The following is a 16,119-nucleotide window of genomic DNA, read 5'->3' as shown; positions in this document are numbered from 1 at the left end:
TGCGCGGCGATCAGACGCCGTGCTGCTGCAACCACGCCAGCGCCTTGGGCCAGGCGTCTGCCGCCGCGGCAGGGTTGAAGCTTGGGCGATAGTCGGCGAGGAAACCGTGATCCGCCTCCGGGTAGATGCGCACTTCGGATCGGCTGCCAGCCGCCTTCAGCGCGGCCCCCATCTTCTCGACCGAATCGACTGGAATGCCCTGGTCCTTGCCACCGTAGAAACCCAGCACCGGCGCCTTGATCTCGCCAACCAGGTCGATCGGGTGCTTCGGCGACAACTCGCTCGGCGCGCTGACCAGGCGTCCGTACCAGGCCACGCCCGCCTTCAGCTTCGGGTTGTGTGCGGCATAAAGCCAGGTGATGCGGCCGCCCCAGCAGAAGCCGGTGATGCCGAGCCGTGCTGCGTTGCCACCGTTCTTGCCGGCCCAGGCGGCGGCGGCATCGAGGTCGCGCATGACCTGCGCATCCGGTACCTTGGAGATCACGTTCTCGAAGATCTTGGGAATCGTGTCGTACTGGGTTGGATCGCCCTGGCGCGCAAACAGATCGGGCGCAACCGCGAGATAGCCCACTTTGGCGAGGCGGCGGCAGATGTCCTGAATCCACTCATGCACGCCGAAGATCTCTTCCACCACCAGCACGACCGGGAAAGACCCTTTTCCGGCAGGCATCGCGCGGTAGCCGCGCAGCGTGATGTCGCCGGCCGGGATCTCTACCGTGCCGGCGACGAGGCCGTCGGCAGGCGTTTTGATCACGCTCTGCGCAGCGACAGGCTGCACGGCCAGCGCGAAGCCGCTCGCCACGAGACCGGCGACGAACTCACGTCGGTTCGCCACACGGGCGGGTGAGAGGCTGTCGAATTCCTGTTGCAGGGGCTGCTGCGATCCGGTTTGCATCGTGGGCTCTCCGTGGTTGGGGTCTGCAATGGACGCGCCAGACCGGAAAAGATTCCCGGCCATGTGTTGCCATCGGGACTTGAGCGCGTGGTGGGATCGCCGGACAATCCGCAATCCTTCCTGCTGCGATTCTTCCATGCGCCTCGTTTCCGGTGTTGTGCTCTCCCTGCTCACGCTACTGCCCACGCTCGCGTTTGCGCAGCGCCAGCTCGTCTGGGGCGAAACCGAAATCATCGGCATCAAGCGCCTGACGCGCGAGCAGGTCACCTCACAGTTGCCGATCAAGCCGGGTGAGGCCGTCACGCAGAACGAGAAGGAAATGCTCAAGTGGTGCGAAAAACTCAAGAAGCTGCCAATCGCCGCGGTGTCGTGCAATGGTGCGATGGTCGGAAGCCGCCTGCACTACGTCGTCGAGATTCTTGAAGACGCCAGCGCAGACCCGGTGCTGCAACCCTCCACCGCGCCGCGCGCCGCCGCCCGCGTGCCGCCGGAAGCGCGCCAGCTGATCGCGCAGCGCGAGTACCGCGTGCAGGAAGTGCTCGCGGATGGCTACATGCCGGGGGAACGCATTACGCCATCGGGCATCGTGGTTGCGGAAGATCCGGAACTGCGCACTTTCGATGCGCAATTGCGCGATCTTGCAAACGGCCAGCAGGACCGCATGATCGCGATCGCGCTCGACGCCCGCCACCCCGAGCGCAAGGACGCCATCGCGATGCTCTCCTGGACCGGGCGGCCGGAAGCCTCGATCGCCGCGCTGCACGGCCGGCTGCTCGACCCGGACAACGAGGTGCGCAACCTCACCGGCCGCCTGGTGCTCACCTTCATCGAATGGATCAAGGATCCCGCGGTGGCCGATGCACTTGCCGGCACGCTGGCGCAGGTACTTACGTTGCCCAGCCACACCGATCGCACCAAGGCGCTCGCCGCACTGGGTCAGCTCTACGCACTACACCCGGAAATCCGCGGCACGTTGCAGCGCGTTGCGCGCGAACCGCTGACGGAGATCGCACGCACCAGCGTGCTGCCGAACGTTGGCGGCGATGCGCGGGGCTTGCTCACCGCGATCGGCGATTGAATCGCTGAAGCCTGAGCCTTGCGAGCGGGTGTTCGGGGTCCCGCCAGCGCGTCCTATCGTGCACCGCGCTGCCGATGTGACGACATATTTCTCGGTGCACTGCGAACTCGTCTGGGAGTCGCAGCATGGATGTGAGCCCCGTCATATCGGGTGACGGACGGGCCACCTAGAATTTCGCCCTTTGACCCGTGGTGCTCGCCGCAAGACTGCTCTCCCGATTGGAAGCATTGAATCCGATTCGGCAGGCACAGTCCCCACATCCGCCCCGACCCGACCGTCCCCTCAATCCATGTTCAAGACACTTGTAAACGCCAGCATTGCATGTGCGCTGCTGATTTCCTCGGTATTCCCATCCGTGTTTGCCGCGCCGATTCCGGTTGAAACGCTGTTCCGCCATGACCAGAACCGCGCCATGCAACTGTCTCCCGACGGGCGCTTTGTAGCGGGCCTCGCAACGGTTGGCGGTCGCATCAACCTCGTGGTGGTCGATCTGGACAACACCAAGGCTTTCCCGGTGACCGGCTTCAAGGACATGGATGTCGGCCGCTTCGCCTGGGTTAACGACAACCGTCTTGTTCTTACAGCGACTGACGATCGCTCCGGCTCCAGCGGCTACGATCAGTTCTTCGCCGGCAGCGGCGGCATCTATGCGGTTGATCGCGACGGCAGCAACTGGCGCGAGGTGATTCCGTCGCCCAAGAAGCAGGTTGGCGACGGTGCGTGGCACCCCACGTACGGTTACCTGCGCCGGGCGATGGAGGACGGCAGTGACGATGTAATCGTCCAGACCGCCAAGTACGGCACCAAGGCGCTCGTACTGGAGCGGGTCAACACGCGCAATGCAAAACGGCAGACATTGACCTACAACATGCCTGGTCAGGTCATCGACGCCGTGGTCGATGCAAAAGGTGTCGTGCGTTCAGTAGTGACGGTCAACAAAAGCGAGACCCGCGGCACGTTGTGGCTGCGTGACAGCGCTGACGCGCCATGGGTGAAGCTCGAAGAATTCGGCATGCTTGAGCACGATCAGGTCTGGCCGGCGGCCTTCGATGCATCGGGCAAAGAGCTTTATGTGTTGAGCGCGCGGGGGCGGGACACCACGGCCTTGTTCGCGTACGACATTGCAAACCGGAAGCTTGGCGAGCAATTGGTCGCCCACCCGGTGGCCGACCTGGCGGATTCCGGTCTGATCTTCGCCCGCAAGTCGCGCGAGCTTCAGGGCGTCACCGTCTTTGGCGACGCCGAGCCTGAGACGGCATGGTTCGACGAGGCGTGGGCGACGGTGCAGGCACGCGTTGACGCAACGCTCAAAGGGCGTGTCAACATGGTGCGCGGCAATGCTTCCGGGCGCGTCCTTGTCTACTCCTATTCGGATACCGCGCCCGGTGAGTACTTCCTTTACGACGTCAAGGCGGGCCATATCGAACCGCTGCTGAAGACGCGACCGGATCTTGACGGCGCCGAGTTTTCTGCAACGCGAGCACTTCGCTACCCCGCGCGCGACGGACTTGCGATCCCGGCCTACCTCACACTGCCAAAAGGCAAGGCGCCGAAGCGCCTTCCGCTTGTCGTGCTGGTGCATGGTGGCCCCTGGTCCCGCGACCGCTGGGGTTTCAATGCCGAGGTTCAGTTCCTGGCCAGCCGGGGCTACGCGGTGCTGCAACCCCAGTTCCGCGGGTCGATGGGCTTCGGCAGCCACCTGTTTTCGGCGGGCTTCAAGCAGTGGGGCCTGAAGATGCAGGACGATCTGAACGACGGGGTCAGCATGCTGGCGAAGCAGGGCACGATCGACCCTTCGCGTGTCTGCATCATGGGCGCGAGCTACGGTGGCTTTGCAACGATGTCGGCGCTGGCGCGCGACGCGGACAAGTATCGCTGCGGCATCAACATGGTCGGTGTGACCGATCCGGCGCTGTTCTTCTCGATCAGTTGGTCTGACTATGCTGACAGCGCCTGGATCGAAAATGACGCAAAGATCATGATCGGCGATCCGGACGCGGATGCCGAGATGTTCAACCGGGTGTCACCGTTGAAGAACGCCAAGTCGATCCGTGCGCCGGTGCTGATGGCCTACGGCGCCGAGGACTCCCGCGTGCCGCTCCCGCATGGCGAGAAGATGCGCGATGCGTTGCAGGCAAACGGCACCCCAGTTGAATGGCATGTCTTTGCTGGTGAAGGGCATGGTTTTCATATTGAGGAAAACCAGTTCAAGCTCTATCACGCAATCGAGCGCTTCCTGGCCAAGTACAACCCGGCCGACTGACCCTCGTGACCGAGGCGGCATTCGCCGTGCCGCCTCAGTCGAACTTGAGCTTCACTTGCCCACCGATGTAGCCAGAGTATTCGCGGATCGATGGGGCGCCGACGAGGTTGAAGCCGAAGCGGCCCCACTGGAAGCTCGCCATCGGCAGCGCGACGACTGGTGTCCAGTAGCCGCTGGCGAGGCCGACGAACACGCCGAGCTTCACATGCTCCCACTTCACCAGCTCGGGTTCCCAGCGGGCGCCGGCGTAGAACGTGTCCTTGTCGTAGCTGTTGCGGTAGTAGCCGGCCATCCATGACAGCGGATACTCCTCGGAGGGGCGTTCCCAACCGGCGCCGGGGTTGTCGGCGCGGTATTCGTCGCGACGCTCGAAGTGGTAGGAATAGCCCGAGATTACGAGCCAGTCCTCGGCCGCGGCGGGCAGGGGCAGGCTGAGCAGGGCGGCGGCGATCAAAAGCGTGCGGGTGTACGACATGAATGCAGGTGCGTGCGAGATCGGGAACGCGGAGCGTACCACCGCCGCGGGTGTCACAATCGCGGGTCGTCCTGCCCCGATGAACTGATCATGCCGAACGATGCGCTTCTCCTCCGTCTCAACGCCTTGCGTGGTGATGATCCGTCGCTGACCAATGGCAACAGCAATCACCTGCCGATGGTGCTGGCGGCGCTGCATGCGCTGGGTGCCGCGCCAGCGCGGCTGGATGCCTTTGCCGAAGCGCAGCGCGGCCTGATCAGGCCCTTGGCGGTGCAGACTCCAGCTGGCGGCTTTGCGGCCAGTTGGGCTGACTTCGAGGCGCAGATCGCTGCGGACGGCCGCGATGCAGTGCTGCGTCGCGAGTTGCCACACTTGCTCGAGGGGCTGGTTACCGCGGCGTTTCACGGTTTGATCCGGCTCGCCTACGGTGTACGTTTCGGCGTGGATGTCGAGGCGGCCGCAGGGCTTGCGGTGCTGAGCGCCTTCCGCCGGGAGACTCCGCTTCCGACCGCTGCCGGCAGCACCGGCGCGGCGGAGGGCTTGCGCAGTCTGTCGCAAGGCACGGCGCTCGCGAACGTGGTGTTCGAGCGCCCGATGATCATGGGGCGCTTGGCGGAAGTGCTGGCGCATCCCGCGTTTCTGGCCGCGCTGCCGCCCTTGCGGATCGAGAAGGGTGCGGCGCGCGCCTGGCACTCGCTCGCAGTCACCGCCGCCCGCCTCTACCGTGCCACCGGTGACTTCACCGCGTTGCACCTGGTCACCAGTTTGCATGCGTTGCGCGTGCTGTGGCCGTGGATGGCCGCGCCGGAGCCGGTGCTTCAGCGCTACTGGTTGGGCTTCTGCGCGGCCTATGTTGCGATTGGCCGACCGTGGCCGATGAGCTTGCGGCCGCTGCCCGATCCATTGCCGCCCTGGGCGGCGCTGCGCGCCGCGGCGATCGCCAGCAGCGACGATCATGTGATCAAACTGGTCGATAGCTGTGACGCGCTCGCACGCGATTTCGACCCGGATACCTCGGAGCTGCCGGGCTTGCTGCATGCTTGCGCGGCGCAGGTGGTGACGGCCGATACACACTGACAAAGTGTTCCCGGTGGGCGGTGATAGCCTGCCGGGCTGCACGGGCCTTTGGCCCCTGCTCCTAATCGATCTGTCGCGGGAGCCTGTTCCGATGTTCGTTCGCTTTACCCTGGCGGCGGCCTGTCTGGTCGCCGTTTCCGCACCTTGCGCTGTGTTCGCGGGTGACGAAGACCCGTATCAATGGCTGGAGGCGGTTGATACCCCTGCCTCACTGGACTGGGTGCGTGCCCGCAACGCCGAGACCCTGCCCAAGCTCGAGCAGGCACCGGGATATGAGGCCTTGCATGCGCGCCTGCTGAACATCTACAACTCGCCGCAACGGCTGGTGCCGGTGACCTTGATTGGATCGCGCGCCTACAACTTCTGGCAAGACGCCGAGCACCCGCGCGGCATCTGGCGCAGCACCCCGTTGGCCGACTACCGCAAGGGCACACCACGCTGGCGCACGGTGCTCGACGTTGATGCGCTGGGCCGCGCGGAGGGGCAGTCGTGGGTGTGGAAAGGTGTTGAATGCCTTGGGCCGAGCGGCGAGCGTTGCCTGGTAAAGCTCTCTCGCGGCGGTGGTGATGCGGTGGAAATCCGCGAGTTCGACACGCGTACCGGCGATTTCGTCGCCGGGGGGTTCCGCATCGCTCATGCGAAGACCGAAATCACCTGGGTAGATCGCGACACGCTGATCGTGGGTACCGATTTCGGGCCCGGCAGCCTCACCGATTCCGGCTATGCGCGCATCCTCAAGCGCTGGAAGCGCGGCACGCCGATCGAGCAGGCGCAGACGATCTTCGAGGCGGGCAAAGAGGACATGATGGTTTCCGCCGTTCTCGACCAGACGCAGGCTGCGCCGCGCAACTTCATCGTCCGCCGGCCGAGCTTCTTCACCGAGGAGATTTACGCCATCGGGCAGCACGGCAAAGCGGTGAAACTCGACAAGCCGGACAGCGCCAAGGCGCTGGTGTGGCGCGACCGCTTGATACTTGAGCTGCGCGACGACTGGACGCGCAACGGCCACAGCTATGCAAAGGGTTCGTTGCTCGCGCTGCCGCTCGACAGCACCCGTGAGCGCACCGCCGTACCTAAGGTCTTGTTCGCCCCGAGCGCAACGGTGGCAATGGAGGAATGGCACGCGGTGAAGGACGGCTTCGTGCTCAATCTGCTCGACCGGGTGCGCGGGCGGGTGATGGAGGTGCGCCCCGGTCGCAAGGGATGGTCGCAGCGCGTTGTGCCGGTACCCGAGTTGGGCGCGAGCAAGACGATGCCGCTTGATGCCGAACGCTCGAACGACTACCTGCTGACCACCTCGGACTACCTCACGCCGTCAACACTCAGCTACCTGCACTTTGGCAAACCCGGCGCGCAGGTGCTGCAACGCTTGCCAGCCTTCTTCGACGCGTCGCGGCTGGAGGCGGCACAGTACGAAGCCACGTCACGTGACGGCACCCGGGTGCCCTATTTCATCGTCATGCCGAAGGGCGTGCCGCGCGACGGATCTCTGCCCACGGTGCTGTACGGCTACGGCGGTTTTGAAGTCGCCCTGACGCCCGCGTACAACGGTGGCGTTGGGGCAGGCTGGCTCGAAAAAGGCGGCGCCTATGTGGTGGCGAACATCCGCGGCGGGGGGGAATTCGGCCCGCGCTGGCACGCGGCAGCCTTGAAAGAGAAGCGCCAGAACGCCTACGACGATTTCATCGCGGTCGCAGAGGACCTGATCCAGCGCGGCATCACCTCGCCGAAGCGGCTCGCGATCATGGGTGGCAGCAACGGCGGGCTGTTGGTGGGGGCGACCGAAGTGCAGCGACCAGACCTGTTTGCGGCAGTGGTGTGTCAGGTGCCGTTGCTGGACATGAAGCGCTATCACCTTTTGCTGGCGGGCGCGTCGTGGATGGGCGAATACGGGAATCCTGACATCGCCGAGGAGTGGGCCTACATCTCGAAGTACTCGCCGTATCAGAACCTGAAGGCGGGCGTGACATATCCGCGCACCCTGTTTGTCACGTCCACGCGCGACGATCGGGTACACCCCGGCCATGCGCGGAAGATGGCGGCGCGCATGCGCGAGTTCGGCCAGGACGTCTGGTACTTCGAGAACATGGAGGGCGGGCACGCTGGGGCCGCCGACAACACGCAGCGGGCGAGGATGTGGGCCCTGACCTGGACCTTCCTCGACCAGACGCTGCGCTGAAAAGCCCAGCGTTCGCCTAGCCAATGAAAACGGGCCGGTGCTTCAAGCGACCGGCCCGTTTCTGTTTTGCGTGGCTGATCAGCGTTTGGCGACCGGCGTCCATCCCTTGTCGGGGTTGAACAGCGTCGTCTTGGCCGCGATCGCCGCGGTGTTTGCCCCGAGATCCTTCTCAAGAATCACGCCGTTCTGGTTCACGATGAACGACTTCACCCCACTCAAGCCGTACTTGGCGGGATAGGCGAGCACCGCAAAACCGCCGACCAGGCCATTCACGGTGTAGGTCTGCGCGCCACCCACGGCATCCGGACCTTGCCCGGTCAGCATCTTGAACAGGTAACCGTGGAAGGGCGCGCCGCGCGCGTGTTTGCCGTAGCCTTCGGCCTGTGCATCGGCGACGAGCGGCCCCAGCGGGCTCGGCGCCTCACCCTCGGCGGTCTGCCAGTAGAGGCCGTCACGCTTGCCCTCGCTGCTGGTAAAGCGTGCCGCGTACTCCGGCGAGCCGTTTCCGTTGCGATCCATCAGCGCGTACTCACGCTGGGCAGCGACGACCTCCTTGAGCACCTCGATGGTCGAGAGCTCGTTCATGCCGACGCGGCGGTTGATCAGTTCTTCCTTGCCCTGTTCGGCGTCGAAACGCCAGCCGCCCGCCACGCGCATGATCGGAAACGAGAAGGGGTAGCGGCCGGGCCCAACGATCAGCACCGCGCGGCCGTCGGCTACTTCGACCACGGTGTGCTGTGCGTCGTAGGCTTCGACAAAGCTCTGCCACACCTTGATGTCGGTCGGCCTGTCGCCGGTGAATACCCAGTCGCGTGCCTTGCCGCCGAGGACGGCGAGCACCGCTTTGCCATCGGCGGCCTTGAGGCTGTCGACCAGTGCGGCGGCTGCTTCTTCAGGTTGTGGGAAGATGCGTGGCGCGCCGCCGGCAGCGAAAGCGGGCAGGGCGATCAGTGCGCTGGCGAAGGTGATTCCACGCAGGGTGCGCGCGAGGCGCGAAGAGTGCGAATTGGTCATCGGTTCATCATCCGTTCTGCGTTGCGCATCACTCAACGGCGGCGTCCGCCGCCACCACCGGCCCGTGCGCCGCCGCTCGCACGCGCGCCACCGCTGCTGCTCATGCCGGCACGGCTGGCGCTGCCGCGGCTGCTGTAGTCGTTGGCTCGCGCACCGGAGTTCACGCCACCGAAAGCGGAGCTGGAGCTGCGATCGCTCGTCGACGCGCGCGGTTGCGCACTCCCGCGGTCGCCAGCCGCGCTGCGATCCATGCTTCCCGCGCGATTGTCGGCTGCGCCACTGCCGGCTCGGTTGCTCGCGCTGGCGCGATCGCTGGTGCCGGCGCTGGGGCGACTGCCCGCCGCATTGCGATCGAAGCCCTGCTGGCCGAGGTCTTGCCGGCCGGTTTCCGCGCGGCCGCGGAACTCATCGCGGGCTTTGTTGTTTTGGACCTGTGCGCCGCCGAACTTGCTTTGCGCACCCTGACTTTGGTAGGGCACGCCACGACGTTGCTCGGGGTTGTGTTCCCACTTGCCGTTCTTGACGTTGTTGACCGTGTTCTTGTCGAAGTGATTGACCTGGTTGTAGCGGTCGATATCGATGTTGATGTCGTTGCCGCCCCAGTTGCAGTTACCCCACAAGGCGCCACCGACGACCACACCGGCCGTGAAGGTGAAGAAGGCTGCGCCGGGCACGTAGCCGGGCGGGTAGTAGTAGTAGGGCGGCGGCGCCGGGTACCACCAGGTGCCGTAAACGACCGCCGGGTTGTAAGTCGGCACGTACACCACCTGCGGATCAGCCTGCTCGATCTTGATCACGGTCGTGCCGCCTTCATTGGCGGTGCTGACTTTCTGCTCCTTGGTGTCGGCGAGCGAGCCGGCCTGCTTGGCCTTGGTACGCAGTTTTTGCACCGTCTCCATCACGGCCTTCTGCTGGCCGAGGAAGGCGTCGCCCAGCTTCTGCGTCCAGTCGATCTTCTCGCTCATCATGTCGAGCACCGACGGGAACGTCGCCAGCGACTTCACGCTGGGGTCCCAGGTCTGTTTCGCGAGTTCGTCTTCGAGCGCCTTGCCGTCGACCTTCGGATTGGCCTTGCGCCAGCGCGCGGCTTCTACGATGTCGAGCGGGTAAGTGGAGCCCATCAGGATCTGCGCGAGCAGCGCATCCGGGTGCAGCGCGATCGGCGCCAGCAGCTCATCGAGTTCCTGCTGCGAGAAGACTTTGCCGGACGATTGTTTGGCGGGCGTGCTCGCCGCAGCGGTTTCGGCAAACGCCGGAACAAGCGGGGCGCTGACCGTCAATGCGACAGCGCCGGACATGAGCAGCGAAAGGATTCGGGACGGCCGGGACGGCATGCGTTTTCTCCTGGATGCGCGGCAGACGGGCAGTGTAGAACGCGGATCGCCGCGCAGGAAAGCCTGGGCGCAAAAAGAAGAAGGGGCCGAAGCCCCTTCTTGCGCGGATTTGATGTCGCTCAGCTTGCCGTCTTGGGCGCTTTGTCCAGGCGTGCCTTGACGAAGCTGCCCGGCGCATCTTCGAGGATCTTGAGTTTGCCGTTGATCGGGTCGCGCGCCGGCACCTTTGCGTCGTCGTGCGCGGTGACCCAGGCCTGCCAGTCGGTCCACCACGAGCCCGGGTTCTGCGTCGCGGCGGCGAGCCAGTCTTCGGCGCTTTCCGGCAGCGTCTTGGTCGGGTTGGTCCAGTAGCCGTACTTGTTCGCCGACGGCGGGTTGACGATGCCGGCAATGTGGCCCGAGCCACCCAGCACGAAGCGCACCGGCCCGCCGAATACCTTGGCACCAAGGTAGGTGCTCTTCCACGGCGCGATGTGGTCTTCGATCGTCGAGATGAAGTAGCAGGGCACCTTGATCTTGCCCAGATCGATCTTCACGCCGTCGATCTCGATACCACCCGGCTGCACCAGCGCATTCTTCATGTACATGTTGCGCAGGTAGTAGCTGTGCATCTTCGCCGGCATGCGGGTGGAATCGGAGTTCCAGTACAGCAGGTCGAAGGGGAAGGGGTCCTTGCCCATCAGGTAGTTGTTCACGACGAAGGACCAGACCAGGTCGTTGCTGCGCAGCATGTTGAAGGTGTTGGCCATCTCGGTGCCTTCAAGGTAGCCGCGCTCGGCCATCTTCTTCTCGAGGCTGGCGACCTGGCCTTCATCAATGAACACGCCCAGCTCGCCCGGCTGCGAGAAATCGGTGAGCGTGGTGAAGAAGGTGGCACTGGCGATGCGCTTGTCCTTCTTGGCGGCCATGTAGGCGAGCGTGGTGGCCAGCAGCGTGCCGCCGAGGCAGTACGCCGCAGCGTTGATCTCTTTCTCGCCGGTCTGCTGCTCGATCGCATCAACGGCGGCGAGCACGCCTTCCTTCACGTAATCATCGAAGCCCTTCTGGGCGAGCTTCTCGTCCGGATTCACCCAGCTCATCACGAACACGGTGTGGCCTTGTTCGACGGCCCAGCGAATCAGCGAGTTCTTTTCGCGCAGATCGAGGATGTAGTACTTGTTGATCCACGGCGGCACGATCAGCAGCGGGCGCTTGAGCGCCTCGGTGGTGGTCGGCGTGTACTGGATCAGCTGGATCAGGTCGGTCTGGAACACGACCTTGCCCGGCGTGGTGGCGACGTTCTTGCCGCACTCGAACGCCGAGGTATCGGTCATCTTCACGCGCAGCTGGCCATCGCCCTCTTCGACATCGCGCAGCAGATTGTTGAGCCCCTTCACCAGGTTCTGGCCGTGGCTCTTCACTGTTTCGCGGAACACTTCCGGGTTCGTCAGCGCGAAGTTCGACGGCGACAGTGCGTTGATGTACTGGCTGGTGAAGAAGTTGACCTTCTTGCGCGAGATCTCGTCGAGCCCTTCGACGCTGCCCACCACGTCATGGATGTGGCGTGCGGAGATCAGGTAGCTCTGCTTGATGAAGTCGAACAGGAAGTGGTCCTGCCACTCTTCGTCCTTGAAGCGCTTGTCTTCCTTCGCCGGCGTGGCGACTGGCGCGCCGCTCATGCCCATGAAGCGCAGCGTCGAGTGCTGCCACAGCGAGAAGTAATCCCACACCAGATTCATCTGCGCCTGGGCGAGCTTGTAGGGGTTGGCGAGCAGCTTCGCCATCATGTCCATGAAGGCCTGCGCGATGCCCAGTTCATCTTCCGGCGGCGAAATGCCGCGCGCGGCCTGGCGCTTCACATGTTCGTGCAGCAGCTTCGATGCACGCTGGGCGACCTCGGCATAGGTCTTCGCGACCTCCTGCGGATCGGGCAGTTCGGGCTTAGCGGTTTCTGCGTTGACGGCCATGGTGTTTCTCTCCCGGAGTTACTTGTTCTGAGGGGCGGACAAAGCGTCGCCCGTACGCGCAAATTTCAGGATGCGCCCGCCAGCTTCCAGCTTGCTGACAAGACCGCGAGCGGCGAGGTGGTTGAGGTGCCCGATCGCTTCGCCCATGGCGAACATCACCTGGTGGGTATCGAGTTCGCGCGGGAACAGCGTCGCGAGCAGTTCGCCCGCGCTCATCGGCTGATCCAGCGCTGCGAGCAGCGCGCCACAACGTTCTTCGTGGTGCGCTACCAGTTGCTGGATGCGCGCCTGGGCGCCGCGGAAGGGGCGGCCATGCGAGGGCAGCACCAGCGTGTCGGCAGGCAATTCCGCAAAGCGGCCGAGCGATTCGATGTACTGCGCGACCGGATCATCCTGCGGTGTCACGGTGCTGGTGCTGACGTTGGTCGAGATGCGCGGCAGCAGCATGTCGCCCGAAATCAGCACATGCAGCGCTTCGCACCATAGCGCCGCGTGCTCGGCCGAATGTCCGTAGCCGCTGATCACCCGCCAGGCCTTGCCGCCGATCATGATCGTGCTGCCGTCGCGGACCCGCAGATAGCTCTCGGGCAGCTCCGGCACGCCGCGCGCATAGTGGTTGCCGCGTGTCAGCAGCGCTTCCGCGCGTGCATCGTCAAGACCGTGGCGGCGGAACAGCGCAACCAGTGCTTCGGTGGTGAAGCCGGCGCGGCCGTCGCGGATCGCGTGCGCCCAGAGGTACTCGCCGAGCGTGGCGTGTACCGGTACGCCGAAGCGGTCCGACAACCAGCGCGCATTGCCGATGTGATCGGGATGCGCATGGGTGACGACAATCTGCGTGACCGGGCGGTCGATGCGTGCGAACACCTGCTCCCAAAGCCCGCGCGTGGTCGCGTCGCCAATGCCGGTGTCGACAATCGCGACGCCCTCGCCGTCGTCGAGCAACCACAGATTGATGTGATCCAGCGCGAAGGGCAAAGGCATGCGCACCCAGCGCACGCCGGACTCAACGGTCAGCGTGGCGCCCGGCGCGGGCAGGTCGGCGAAGGGGAAATCGAGTGCGTCACTCATGGCAGCAGCATCCAGCGGATCAGTGTAACTCGGGTTATGTTGCGCTGCGGCATTGGCTGTCAAGGCTGTTTGTCGGGTGCAGGACACCATACGGTGGCGTGCGGGCTTAAGATCCGGCCACCGCACGGGGCGGACATCACCCGAATCCGGCGGCGCGGCGATCCTCCACAAGAGGGGCGCGGCGCGGCCTTCCAGACCTGTTCAGGAGCTGATCCATGAGCCTTGGCCTCAATTTCGCCCTCGGCGAAACCCTCGACATGCTGCGCGACACGGTCGCCGATTTCGCGGCGAAGGAGATCGCGCCGCGCGCGGCCGAAATTGATCGAACGGACCAGTTCCCGATGGACCTGTGGCGCAAGTTCGGCGATCTGGGTGTGCTGGGCATGACGGCGAGTGAGGACTATGGCGGCGCCAACATGGGCTACCTCGCGCACATCATCGCAATGGAAGAGATCTCGCGCGCCTCGGCGTCGGTGGGCTTGTCGTACGGCGCGCATTCGAATCTCTGCGTGAACCAGATCCACCGCAACGGCAACGCCGCGCAGAAGGACAAGTACCTGCCGAAACTCATTTCCGGCGAATACGTTGGTGCGCTCGCGATGAGCGAGCCGAATGCAGGCTCCGATGTGGTGTCGATGCGTTTGCGTGCAGACAAGCGCGGCGACCACTATGTGCTCAACGGCACCAAGATGTGGATCACCAACGGCCCCGACGCCGATGTGCTGGTGGTGTATGCGAAGACCGACCCGGAGGCCGGCCCGCGCGGCATTACCGCCTTCCTGATCGAGAAGGGAATGAAGGGCTTCTCGGTCGCGCAGAAGCTCGACAAGCTCGGCATGCGCGGCTCGCATACCGGCGAGCTGGTGTTCGAGGACTGCGAGGTACCGATCGATGCCGTGATGGGCGGCGTCGGCAATGGCGTGAAGGTGCTCATGAGCGGGCTCGACTATGAGCGCGCAGTGCTCTCCGGTGGGCCGCTGGGGATCATGGCCGCCTGCATGGATGTCGTGATCCCGTACATCCACGATCGCAAGCAATTCGGCCAGGCGATCGGTGAATTCCAGCTGATGCAGGGGAAGGTGGCCGACCTCTACACCACATGGCAGGCCACGCGTGCCTACGTGTATGCGGTCGGCCAGGCCTGCGACCGTGGTGACCATGCCCGCAGTCTGCGCAAGGATGCCGCGGGCGCGATCCTCTACTCAGCCGAGAAGGCAACCTGGATGGCGGGTGAGGCGATCCAGACGCTGGGCGGTAATGGCTACATCAACGAATATCCGGTTGGGCGGCTGTGGCGCGACGCCAAGCTGTACGAGATCGGTGCCGGCACAAGCGAGATCCGCCGTATGCTGATTGGGAGAGAGTTGTTCGCCGAGACCTTGTAGCAAAAAGGTGACCCGATAGGCGCAAAGGCAATGCGCGCAGGGGTTTGGCGGACATTGCTGTTACGGCTTAGGCCGCAAATGTCTGGGCTAATACCTATGGCGCGCTGCAACAATTTGCGCCTATGCTTCGCCCCCGTCAGGCTGCCGTAGGCTCGCGCCGCCACATTCTGATTCCTCTCTACCCAAATCGAGGTTTTCACCATGTCTGATCCCGTCGTCATCGTTTCTGTCGCCCGTACGCCGATCGGCGCCATGATGGGCGAACTGTCCGGCTTCGCTGGTCACCAGCTGGGCAGTGTTGCCATCAAAGCAGCGGTAGAGCGCGCCGGCTTGAAGCCGGAGCAGGTGCAGGAAGTCATCATGGGTTGCGTGCTGCCCGCCGGTCAGGGTCAGGCCCCGGCGCGCCAGGCCACGCTGGGCGCAGGGCTGCCGCTGTCGGCCGTCGCCACCACGATCAACAAGGTGTGCGGCTCCGGCATGAAGGCCACGATGATGGCGCATGACCAGTTGCTCGCCGGCTCGGTGGACGTGATCGTCGCGGGCGGCATGGAGAGCATGTCCAACGCGCCCTACCTGCTGCCGAAGGCGCGGGGCGGCTACCGCTATGGCCACTCCACGGTGTTCGACCACATGGCTCTGGACGGTCTGGAAGACGCCTACGAGAAGACCGCGAATGGTGGCGGCAAGTCGATGGGCAACTACGCCGAAGACACCGCAGCCAAGTACGGCTTCACGCGTGAAGCGCAGGACGCGTTCGCGATCGAATCGACCCGCCGCGCGCTGGCGGCGAACACCGATGGCAGCTTCGAGTGGGAAATCGCACCGGTGACGGTGGCCGGCAAGGGCGGTGACGTCCAGATCGCCAAGGATGAATCCCCGTTCAAGGCCAAGCCCGAGAAGATTCCGTCGCTCAAGCCGGCCTTCCGCAAGGACGGCACTGTGACCGCCGCAACCTCGTCGTCGATCTCCGACGGCGCCGCGGCGCTGGTGCTGATGCGCGCCTCGACCGCCGACAAGCTGGGCCTCAAGCCGGTCGCGAAGATTGTCGGCCATGCCACCCATGCGCATGAGCCGGGCTGGTTCACGACCGCCCCAGTTGGCGCGATCGAAAAGCTCTACGCCAAGACCGGCTGGAACACCGACAGCGTCGACCTGTTCGAGATCAACGAAGCCTTCGCGGTGGTCACCATGGCCGCGATGCACGACCACAAGCTGCCGCACGAGAAGGTCAACGTGAACGGCGGCGCCTGCGCGCTGGGCCACCCGATCGGTGCTTCGGGCGCCCGCGTGATCGTGACGCTGATTGGCGCGTTGAAGAGGCGCGGCCTCAAGCGCGGCGTGGCCAGCCTGTGCATCGGTGGCGGCGAAGCCACGGCGATGGCGGTCGAGCTGTTCTGAAGTCGTT

At 64.6% G+C, this 16,119-nt stretch carries 12 protein-coding genes; 6 read left to right on the top strand and 6 right to left on the bottom strand.

What is annotated here, in order from left to right; all coding sequences use genetic code 11:
* Positions 1 to 10 precede the first annotated feature (10 nt).
* Positions 11 to 895: a dienelactone hydrolase family protein gene (locus HH302_RS09480; RefSeq protein WP_172201651.1), complete on the bottom strand. Its 885-nt coding sequence runs from the start codon at positions 893 to 895 to the stop codon at positions 11 to 13.
* Between the two features lie 136 nt (positions 896 to 1,031).
* Here HH302_RS09480 and HH302_RS09475 point away from each other — a divergent pair, with 136 nt between their 5' ends.
* Both HH302_RS09475 and HH302_RS09470 read left to right on the top strand, forming a co-directional pair.
* Positions 1,032 to 1,973 (top strand): hypothetical protein, encoded by a 942-nt coding sequence (locus tag HH302_RS09475; RefSeq protein WP_172201649.1) that lies wholly within the window; start codon positions 1,032 to 1,034, stop codon positions 1,971 to 1,973.
* Between the two features lie 289 nt (positions 1,974 to 2,262).
* Entirely contained in the window at positions 2,263 to 4,236 is a 1,974-nt protein-coding gene (locus tag HH302_RS09470; RefSeq protein ID WP_172201647.1) for a S9 family peptidase, read from the top strand.
* Between the two features lie 34 nt (positions 4,237 to 4,270).
* Here the strand turns inward: HH302_RS09470 and HH302_RS09465 are convergent, their stop codons facing one another.
* Positions 4,271 to 4,711, bottom strand: a complete 441-nt coding sequence (locus HH302_RS09465; protein WP_172201645.1) for a hypothetical protein — start codon at positions 4,709 to 4,711, stop codon at positions 4,271 to 4,273.
* Between the two features lie 90 nt (positions 4,712 to 4,801).
* Between HH302_RS09465 and HH302_RS09460 the strand changes: the two genes are divergently transcribed.
* Both HH302_RS09460 and HH302_RS09455 read left to right on the top strand, forming a co-directional pair.
* Positions 4,802 to 5,788, top strand: coding sequence for a questin oxidase family protein (locus tag HH302_RS09460; RefSeq protein ID WP_172201643.1), 987 nt, complete (start codon positions 4,802 to 4,804; stop codon positions 5,786 to 5,788).
* Positions 5,789 to 5,879: 91 nt separating this feature from the next.
* The gene (locus HH302_RS09455) at positions 5,880 to 7,967 is read left to right on the top strand and encodes a prolyl oligopeptidase family protein (protein WP_172201641.1); all 2,088 of its coding nucleotides are present in this window, start codon (positions 5,880 to 5,882) and stop codon (positions 7,965 to 7,967) included.
* A 78-nt stretch (positions 7,968 to 8,045) separates the two neighbouring features.
* Here HH302_RS09455 and HH302_RS09450 read toward each other — a convergent pair whose 3' ends face one another.
* The 4 genes from HH302_RS09450 to HH302_RS09435 all read right to left on the bottom strand — a co-directional run bounded on the left by HH302_RS09450 (position 8,046) and on the right by HH302_RS09435 (position 13,329).
* Positions 8,046 to 8,981, bottom strand: coding sequence for a DUF2950 domain-containing protein (locus HH302_RS09450; protein ID WP_172201639.1), 936 nt, complete (start codon positions 8,979 to 8,981; stop codon positions 8,046 to 8,048).
* 32 nt (positions 8,982 to 9,013) lie between these two features.
* Positions 9,014 to 10,315, bottom strand: a complete 1,302-nt coding sequence (locus tag HH302_RS09445) for a DUF3300 domain-containing protein (protein WP_172201637.1) — start codon at positions 10,313 to 10,315, stop codon at positions 9,014 to 9,016.
* Between the two features lie 119 nt (positions 10,316 to 10,434).
* Positions 10,435 to 12,261 carry a class I poly(R)-hydroxyalkanoic acid synthase gene (gene phaC, locus HH302_RS09440; protein ID WP_172201635.1) on the bottom strand — a complete coding sequence of 609 codons (1,827 nt, stop codon included), beginning with the start codon at positions 12,259 to 12,261 and terminating at the stop codon, positions 10,435 to 10,437.
* A gap of 18 nt (positions 12,262 to 12,279) precedes the next feature.
* A complete protein-coding gene (locus HH302_RS09435; protein WP_172201633.1) occupies positions 12,280 to 13,329 on the bottom strand; it encodes an MBL fold metallo-hydrolase in 1,050 nt (349 codons plus the stop codon).
* 215 nt (positions 13,330 to 13,544) lie between these two features.
* Here HH302_RS09435 and HH302_RS09430 point away from each other — a divergent pair, with 215 nt between their 5' ends.
* Positions 13,545 to 14,714, top strand: a complete 1,170-nt coding sequence (locus HH302_RS09430) for an isovaleryl-CoA dehydrogenase (protein WP_172201631.1) — start codon at positions 13,545 to 13,547, stop codon at positions 14,712 to 14,714.
* Positions 14,715 to 14,915: 201 nt separating this feature from the next.
* Positions 14,916 to 16,112, top strand: coding sequence for an acetyl-CoA C-acetyltransferase (locus tag HH302_RS09425; protein WP_172201629.1), 1,197 nt, complete (start codon positions 14,916 to 14,918; stop codon positions 16,110 to 16,112).
* Positions 16,113 to 16,119: the final 7 nt, after the last annotated feature.

The organism is Niveibacterium sp. COAC-50 (assembly GCF_013184235.1).
In the GTDB taxonomy this organism is placed as follows: Bacteria; Pseudomonadota; Gammaproteobacteria; order Burkholderiales; family Rhodocyclaceae; genus Niveibacterium; species Niveibacterium microcysteis.
This window is presented reverse-complemented; position numbering and strand designations above follow the sequence as displayed.

Bases quoted from the DNA above. Each gene is read 5' to 3' on its own strand.
- HH302_RS09460 (WP_172201643.1), top strand. From the start codon at position 4,802: ATGCCGAACGATGCGCTTCTCCTCCGTCTCAACGCCTTGCGTGGTGAT.
- HH302_RS09445 (WP_172201637.1), bottom strand. From the start codon at position 10,315: ATGCCGTCCCGGCCGTCCCGAATCCTTTCGCTGCTCATGTCCGGCGCT.
- HH302_RS09425 (WP_172201629.1), top strand. From the start codon at position 14,916: ATGTCTGATCCCGTCGTCATCGTTTCTGTCGCCCGTACGCCGATCGGC.
- HH302_RS09455 (WP_172201641.1), top strand. From the start codon at position 5,880: ATGTTCGTTCGCTTTACCCTGGCGGCGGCCTGTCTGGTCGCCGTTTCC.
- HH302_RS09475 (WP_172201649.1), top strand. From the start codon at position 1,032: ATGCGCCTCGTTTCCGGTGTTGTGCTCTCCCTGCTCACGCTACTGCCC.
- HH302_RS09435 (WP_172201633.1), bottom strand. From the start codon at position 13,329: ATGAGTGACGCACTCGATTTCCCCTTCGCCGACCTGCCCGCGCCGGGC.
- HH302_RS09465 (WP_172201645.1), bottom strand. From the start codon at position 4,711: ATGTCGTACACCCGCACGCTTTTGATCGCCGCCGCCCTGCTCAGCCTG.
- HH302_RS09450 (WP_172201639.1), bottom strand. From the start codon at position 8,981: ATGACCAATTCGCACTCTTCGCGCCTCGCGCGCACCCTGCGTGGAATC.
- HH302_RS09470 (WP_172201647.1), top strand. From the start codon at position 2,263: ATGTTCAAGACACTTGTAAACGCCAGCATTGCATGTGCGCTGCTGATT.
- HH302_RS09480 (WP_172201651.1), bottom strand. From the start codon at position 895: ATGCAAACCGGATCGCAGCAGCCCCTGCAACAGGAATTCGACAGCCTC.
- phaC (WP_172201635.1), bottom strand. From the start codon at position 12,261: ATGGCCGTCAACGCAGAAACCGCTAAGCCCGAACTGCCCGATCCGCAG.
- HH302_RS09430 (WP_172201631.1), top strand. From the start codon at position 13,545: ATGAGCCTTGGCCTCAATTTCGCCCTCGGCGAAACCCTCGACATGCTG.